We start from the raw sequence: 7,662 nt of genomic DNA on the forward strand, positions 1-7,662 counted from the left end.
ATACCGTATCTGGAGATTACCTGTGCATTTCCGCTCAAGACTAGGGAGACGTCATCCTGAGGCCGGCCACAGTGCAAGCTGAATCTGCACAGGTATTTGCAGGCCGAAGGATCTATAGCCGGTGCCGCACGTTCGCTGAGGAAATGCACAGCCGATTCTCGAAATCGGTATGACGTAGAAGAGAAGCAGTCTCACCCGAAGGGCGCGGAGGCCGCGGAGGAAAATCACCATTGGTGAACTCCTCCGCGGCCTCTGCATGGTTTCCGCGTCTCCGCGTCTCCGCGTGAGATCAAACGGCGGCGGGCACCCGCGCCGAAGCCCGGGTGCCCGCTGGATTTTCCCATCTACCGAATTGCAGGCGGCGATCCTCTACCCGGATCACACCACCGGCCGTGCGGACACTGATTGCGGTGCGACCGGCTGGCGCTGTCACCGGCGACTGAAGTCGCAGCAACAACAACGGGAAGCCTCGCAAACTGCGCGAGGCTTGTTTGGCTCGGAGGCTGGTTACGGTTGCGGAGGACGCCTCCATTTCATCCTCCGCGGACGCGTGCGACGCGGGGACGACTGGTTTTGCGGAGATCCGCGTCACATCCTGCCGAACGTCGCCACGGCGCGGCCGCCGGCGAAGAGGGTGAGGGTGTCGCCACTGGCCTCGAAGCGCGTGGTGGCGTTCAGCGCGGCCATGTAGCGCGTCTCCAGCATCATCGTGGCCGCGCAGGCCATGCGCGTGGCGCCCAGGTCGGCGAAGCGCAGGTCGCTGCCGCGGCGCACGTAGCGCCCGAAGAACTGGTTGCACCCCGCGAAGCCGCTGGCCGCGTGCTCGCCCGGGTCCAGCGTGAGCGTGGGCGCCGGCGACCCCGCCTCGGGCGCCATCCCGCCCACGCTGGTCAGCGTCCACGTCCCCTCCTCCAGCCGCGCCGCGCCGTCCGTCGCCGCGCACCGCGCGTTCGGCTGCACCTCGGCGAAGCGGTCCACGACGAGCAGGTTCGACGGCCCGTTCTCTCCCTCCGCGCCACGGGTGATGCGGCCCTCGACGCGCACGGCGACCGGCGTTCCCGGCGACGAGGACGCCTGCTGGTACGCGCGCTCCAGCGACGCCCAGTCGCCCTCGCGCGCCACGGCGAGCTGCATCCCGCTGGCGCAGTCGGTGAAGGTCGCCGCATCAGCCGTGGCGGCGAAGGCGCCGAGCAGCGCCAGCGGCGGCGACGCAGTGTCGGGCGACGGAGTGCGGGCCAGGTCGTACTGCTGCCGCGAGGCGATCTCGTTCCCGCTCTCGTCCAGCATCCGGAGCGTCGCGGCCCCGCGCACGCCGAACCACACCGGCGTTTCCCCGCCGCGCAGCGAGATGCGGCGCGCGTCGCCGGTCACGCTCCAGCGCCCCATCTCCACCATCTGCGCGGTGTCGCCCGCGGCGCCGCGGTACACGTCGCGGCTCAGGTACGTCCCGTCGGGGCGCAGCGTGAGCGTGCGGTGGATGGCGGCGCAGTCGGCGCAGGGCAGGTCGCCCGCGTACGTCACCGGCGCGGCGAGCGCCCACGCGGTGTCCGCGGCGGCGCGCTGGGCGGGGAGCGAGGTGGAGATGGCGATCGGGAGCGGGAGGATCGCGAGAAGCGCGCGGGAGCGCATCATCCGTACTCCGGGTGATGTGGCGGTGGGGATGGGGATGTTCGACGTTGGATGCAGCGGGAGTCCGATAAATATGCTTGTTTGCGCCGGAGCGCCATAGTCTCTTCATCCCCAACCGCTTGACCCCAGGTTTGGTACCAATCGGAGAACAGCCGTGCAATCCGGAAGCGCACGTGCGACCTCCCCCACAGATCCTTCGGCCTGCAACCACTCAGGTGGGGACAAAAGGAGAGCGGGCACCCGCGCCGAAGCCCGGGTGCCCGCCCGATTTCCATCTACCGAAAGGAATCTACCGCGACGCGATGGCCGGCGGGTTGGGGCCCTGCAGCCAGCGGTTCAGGAACTGGTCCTGCACCTCGGTCATCAACCGGTAGCTGGCGAAGTCGTACGCCGCGCCGTGGTGCCCGGGCGGGTAGAGGCGGAAGTCCACGTCCTTCCCCGCCGCGGTGAGCGCGGTCAGCAGCTGCATGGTGTTCTGCGGGTGCACGTTGTCGTCGAGCAGCGAGTGGATCAGCAGCAGGTGCCCGCGGAGCTTCGACACGTTCTCCAGCGGCGAGCTTTCCTTGTAGCCGGCCAGGTTCTCGCCGAGCAGCCCCATGTAGCGCTCGGTGTAGATCGAGTCGTAGAAGCGCCAGTCCGCCACCGCGCTGTTCGCCACCCCCACCGGGAAGAGCTCGGGATACAGCTCCATGGCCATCAGCGTGGCATACCCGCCGTAGCTGGTGCCGATGATTCCCACCCGCCGCGCGTCCACGTACGGCAGCGTGGCGAGATGGCGAGCCGTCTCGGCGAAGTCGCGCGCCTCCCACGTTCCCAGGTGCTTGTACACCCGCTTCATGAATGCCGCGCCGTAGTTGTTGGTCGCGCGGTTGTTCACGCCGATGACGATGTAGCCGTGCTGCGCCAGCCACTGGTCGTAGCCGTCGTTGCCGAACTCGTCGTACACCTGCTGCGACCCCGGCCCGCCGTAGATGTCGAAGACGACGGGGTAGCGCTTCGTGGGATCGAACGGCACGGGCTTCACCATCGACGCGTCGACCCGCACCCCGTCGCTGGTGGTGAACGAGAACGGCTCGGCGGGCGAGTACTCGTGCGTGGCCAGCCACTGCGTGACCTGCGCGTTGGCCTCCATGGTCCGCAGCTTCCCGCGCGCGGTGGACCACAGCTCCACCTGCCGCGGCTGCCGCACGCTGCTCCAGCGGTCGATGAAGTACGCCGCGTTGGGCGACATGTCGAAGCGGTGCGTTCCCTCCTCGGTGGTGATGCGCCGCGTGCCCGTGCCGTCGAACTCCACCGCGTACAGCTGGCGCTGCAGCGGCGACGCCTGCGTGGACGAGTAGTACACCGTCTGCGTGCGCGGGTCGATCCCCTCGATGCGGGTGACGGTGAACGGCCCCTTCGTCACCTGGTTCACCAGCCGGCCCGAGTAGTCGTAGCGGTAGACGTGCTGCCACCCGTCCTGGTCGCTGATCCAGAAGAACTCGTGCATCCCCTCCGGGAACGTCATCATGTTCTCGATCCCGGCGTAGAAGTCGTACACGTCGATCCACGTGTCGGACTTCTGCGTCATCACCTGCCGCCTGCCGCCGGTGTTCACGTCGAAGAAGAAGACGCGCAGCTCGTTCTGCGCGCGGTTCAGCGTGAGCACCGCCAGCGAGTCGGCCCGGCTGGTCCAGTAGACGCGGGGGATGTAGAAGTCGCCGGTGAGCCCGGTGTCCAGCCAGGTCCGGCGCCCGCTCTTCGCGTCCACCACGCCGATGCGCACCCTGGGGTTCGGGTCGCCGACCAGCGGGTAGGGGATGCTGTCGTAGCGCGGGTGCATCCCCGACAGGTCGCTGAGCTGCGTCACCGGCTCGGCGCGCTCGTCCACCTGCCAGAAGGCGATGTGGCGGCTGTCGGGCGACCAGCTCCACGCCTGCGCGATCCCGAACTCCTCCTCGTACACCCAGTCGAAGTGGCCGTTGAACACGTGCGCGGTGCCGTCGCTGGTCAGCCGGCGCTCGGTGTGCGTGGCCATGTCGGTCACGTACATGTCGCCGCCGCGCTCGAAGCCCAGCATGGTGCCGTCGGGCGAGAGCTCGGCCGTGCGCGCGCCGCGCGTGGCCAGCTGCAGCGAGCGGTCGCCCAGCGAGTAGATGTAGTAGTCCGCCGTTCCCGAGCGGCGGTAGATGGGCTGGAAGTTGGACTGGAACACCAGGTGCTTCGAGTCCTGCGCCCACTGGAAGCTCTCGTACTCGAACGGCGTCTGCGTTCCCGGAAAGGTCAGCCCCTGCGCGGAGAAGATGGTGCTCTCGGCGCCGGTGGCCGGGTCGTACCCCTTGATGACGTCCTTCCCGGACGCATCGCGGTCCAGGAAGCTGAAGCGGTTGCCGCCCTCGATCCAGTTCACGCTGGCCGGCCCGCCGCGCCCCGCCAGCATGCCCCCGGCCGCCAGCGCCTCCTGGATGCTGGCGAAGCGCTGCTTCTGCTGCGCGCCGGCCAGCGTGGGAACGGCCAGCGCGAGCGCCAGCAGCACCGGCGCGATGCGCGTCTTCATCGGATGGGTCATTCGGGTTTCGGGGAAGATGGGGATTCGGGAGACCGGGAGCCGGAGCGCGATGCACGAAGCGCCCAAGCTACGCCACGAAACCGGCACGGGCAACGCGGAGAATGTCTCACCGCGGGGACGCGGAGCCGCGGAGGGAGATCGCCCCGCGGCTCCGGCTCCCGCGACCGGTCAGGCCGCGGCGAGGATGCGGTCCACCTCCGCCAGCTCCTCGTCCGACAGCGTCCAGCCGGCCGCCCGCGCGTTGCCGTGCACCTGCTCCGGCCGCGTCGCCCCGGCGATGACGGAGGCCACGGTGCGGCGGGTCAGCAGCCAGGAGAAGGCCAGCTCCAGCAGCGTGTGCCCCCGCGCCTCGCAGAACGCGACCAGCCGCTCGACGAGGTCGAGGTTCTGCTCCGAGCGCTTGTCCGCGTACCGGTCCTCCGTCAGCCGCGCGCCCTGCGGCACCGGCTGGCCGCGCCGGTACTTCCCCGTCAATAGGCCGCTGGCGAGCGGGAAGTAGGGGATGAAGGCGATGCCCAGCCGCTCGCACTCGTCCAGCACCCCCTGTTCGGGGTCGCGGTGGATCAGGCTGTACTCGTTCTGCACGCTCACGAAGCGCGCGCCGCCCGGCCGCACCGCGTCTTCCGCCTCGCGCAGCTGCGCGGGGGAGAAGTTGGAGCAGCCGATCTCGCGCACCTTCCCCGCCTTCACCAGCTCGTCCATCGCGCCCAGCGTGTCGGCGATGGGCACGGACGGGTCCGGCTGGTGCAGCTGGTACAGGTCGATGCGGTCCGTCCGCAGCCGCCGCAGGCTGTCTTCCGCGGCGCGGCGGACGTAGTCCGGGTGCGCGCCCTGGCGCTGCTCGTCCATCTTCATCCCGAACTTGGTCGCCAGCACCACGCGCTCGCGGCGGCCCTGCAGCGCGCGCCCCAGGTACTCCTCGCTCAGCCCGTCGCCGCCGTAGATGTCGGCCGTGTCCAGGAAGTTCACCCCCGCGTCGAGCGCGGCATCGACCACCGCCGCCGTCCCCGCCGCATCCACCCGCCGCCCGAAGTTGTTGCACCCCAACCCCACCACCGACACCTCGAGCGATCCGATCCGCCGCGTCTCCATCATCCCCACCCGTTTCGTGTGATCCTGCCCTCAGAACTCGCCGGGCGCGCCCGCAACACCCGCGCCCGGCCCGCGTCACCCGTGGCTCGAGCTCGGTAGATGCGAAGAACCGGCGGACCCGAGGCCCGCCGATCGCCTCCGTCCGCGGGCTCGATTCCGATCCTCCATCCCGCCCGCGAGATCAGCCGGCGCGCTTCTTCCGCGCGGCCGGCTGCGGCTCCTGCGTGGACGGGACGGTGCGCGTCTTCCGCGGCCGTCCGCCCTTCTTCCCGTTCTCGCGCGAGGCGCGGGCCTTGGCGTCGGACTGCACCTTGCCGCCCGCGCGCCCCAGCTCGCGCATCCAAGCCTTGCTGCCGAACACGCCCGCGACCAGCTGCGGTACGCCCAGATCGGCGTCGATCTCCTCCCAGTGCAGCGCCTCGCCGAAGCCCAGGATCTCCACCGCTGCCAGCTGCTCCGGCGTGGCCCCGCGCAGCCCCTGTCCGTACTGGGCGGGGAAGGCGAAGAGGCACCCGTTTCTGAGCTCGATCTCGATGCGGCCGGTGTCGTGGTTGTACCGCGCGGATACCGCCCGAGGCTCCGTCTCGTCGGCGATCCGGCCGCGCTCCACGGCGGCGAGGTATTCCTCTTCGGTGATCACCTTAAACGCCATGGATCCTCCTCCATTCGGCCAGGAGCTTCGCCCGGTTGTGAATCACGATCACCGTGGCATCGTCCGCGTCCGGGCCCCGCATGCCGCTTACCTTGCGGAGACGGGCGGTTTCAATCTCGATGATGCACATCCCATCTCCATTGTAGACGTGCACGTGCGGTGGCTCGTGATCGGCGGGCCAGATCCTGAATCGGAACGGCCCCTCCCTGTGAACGATCGGCATCGATATTAACCTGACGCTTGGGTTCTGTAAAGCGCGCAAGTCAGCGCGTGGCGGGATCTCCACCGGAAGGTTCGCCACGATAATCAGTCTATGTCGGATTGTCCAATTTTGTGTTTGCGCTGGCCGCTAACGCGCGAAATGGCTTGCATCTGTTCACCGGCAAGGGATCGGCAGGGGAGGGAGATCGGGTTCAGCTCAGCTCGTCCAGGTTCCGGAGCGCGGGCGTCTTCCACGCGGTGACGCCGACGACGCCGAGCGTCACCAGGCCGCCGAGGAGGACGGAGTTGATGGTGCCGAGCAGCCGGGCCGCCACGCCGGACTCGAACGAGCCGATCTCGTTGGACGAGCCGATGAAGATCTGGTTCACCGCGCTCACGCGGCCCAGCAGCGCGGGCGGGGTGCGGATGGTGAGCAGGGTGGAGCGGATGACCACGCTCACGTTGTCCAGCATTCCGCTCACGAAGAGGATTCCCAGCGAGAGCCAGAACGAGCGCGACAGCGCGAACACGATCCAGCACGCGCCGAACGCCGCCACGCAGATGAACAGCGTCCGCCCCGCACTCCGCAGCCGCCGGTGCGCGAGGACCACGGAGATGAGCACCGCGCCGGCGGCGGGCGCGGCGCGCAGCACGCCCAGGCCCTGCGGGCCGACGTGCAGGTAGTCGGAGGCGAAGATGGGGAGCAGCGCCGTCGCCCCGCCGAAGAGCACCGAGAACAGGTCCAGCACCTGCGCGCCCAGCAGCTCCGGCTGGGTGAGCAGGAAGCGGATCCCCACCGTCAGGTTGTCGTAGATGCTTCCCTCCTGCGCGGCGGCGGGGGCGCGCGTGTAGGCGATGCGCGCGAACAGCACGAGCCCGACCACGCACAGCGCGGCCTCGACCGCGTACGACAGCCTGGCGCCCGAGAAGCCGTACAGCATGCCGCCCAGCGCGGGCCCCACCACCGCCGCGAACTGCCAGAGCGACGACCGCCACGCCACCGCGTTCGCGTACGTCTCGCGCGGCACGATCTCGGCGGCCAGCGCGGTGCGGGCGGGCTGCAGGAAGCTCCGCGCCAGCCCGCTCGCGAACACCACCGCGAAGACCGGCCACACGTGTCCGGGCCCCAGGAACCCCGGCCGCAGCGTGAAGGCCAGCAGCGCCAGCCCGCACACCGTCTGCACGGCGATGGCGACGAGCGACAGCCGCTTGCGGTGGTACAGGTCGGCCACGTGCCCCGCGTACAGCGCCGCGCCGATGAAGGGCAGCGCCTCCGCCAGCCCCACCAGCCCCAGCGACAGCGGATCGTTGGTGAGCGCGTACACCTGCCAGGCGACGACGGTGGCCTGCACCATGGTCCCCAGCGTCATCGCCACCAGGCTGGCCACGAACCACAGGAAGTCGCGGTTGCGCAGCGAGACGTACGGATCGTGTCGGTCTTCAGCCATCAGCGCGGGTCGCCGGTGCGGGGTGCGGGGAAGCCGCGGATGGTAGCGGTCCGCCCGCCGCCGGGCAATCGACCGCGGGCACGGCCCTTGGG

General features: G+C 69.7%; 6 protein-coding genes. All 6 read right to left on the reverse strand.

All coding sequences use genetic code 11. The features are described 5' to 3' along the window. Positions 1-588: 588 nt before the first annotated feature. The gene (locus VLK66_RS03205; RefSeq protein WP_325307862.1) at positions 589-1,632 is read right to left on the reverse strand and encodes an META domain-containing protein; all 1,044 of its coding nucleotides are present in this window, start codon (positions 1,630-1,632) and stop codon (positions 589-591) included. 286 nt (positions 1,633-1,918) lie between these two features. Then, on the reverse strand, positions 1,919-4,177 hold the full coding sequence (locus tag VLK66_RS03210; RefSeq protein ID WP_325307864.1) for a S9 family peptidase: 2,259 nt from the start codon (positions 4,175-4,177) through the stop codon (positions 1,919-1,921). A 168-nt stretch (positions 4,178-4,345) separates the two neighbouring features. Next, the gene (locus VLK66_RS03215; RefSeq protein ID WP_349260477.1) at positions 4,346-5,269 is read right to left on the reverse strand and encodes an aldo/keto reductase; all 924 of its coding nucleotides are present in this window, start codon (positions 5,267-5,269) and stop codon (positions 4,346-4,348) included. A gap of 181 nt (positions 5,270-5,450) precedes the next feature. Further along, a complete protein-coding gene (locus tag VLK66_RS03220) occupies positions 5,451-5,921 on the reverse strand; it encodes a DUF2442 domain-containing protein (RefSeq protein ID WP_325307867.1) in 471 nt (156 codons plus the stop codon). Next, the gene (locus VLK66_RS28715) at positions 5,911-6,144 is read right to left on the reverse strand and encodes a DUF4160 domain-containing protein (RefSeq protein ID WP_414676451.1); all 234 of its coding nucleotides are present in this window, start codon (positions 6,142-6,144) and stop codon (positions 5,911-5,913) included. Before VLK66_RS28715 ends, VLK66_RS03220 begins: the two co-directional genes overlap by 11 nt. A 190-nt stretch (positions 6,145-6,334) precedes the next feature. Then, on the reverse strand, positions 6,335-7,570 hold the full coding sequence (locus VLK66_RS03225; RefSeq protein ID WP_325307868.1) for an MFS transporter: 1,236 nt from the start codon (positions 7,568-7,570) through the stop codon (positions 6,335-6,337). Between the last annotated feature and the right edge of the window lie 92 nt (positions 7,571-7,662).

Origin of the sequence: Longimicrobium sp. (genome assembly GCF_035474595.1) — a bacterium.
In the GTDB taxonomy this organism is placed as follows: Bacteria; Gemmatimonadota; Gemmatimonadetes; order Longimicrobiales; family Longimicrobiaceae; genus Longimicrobium.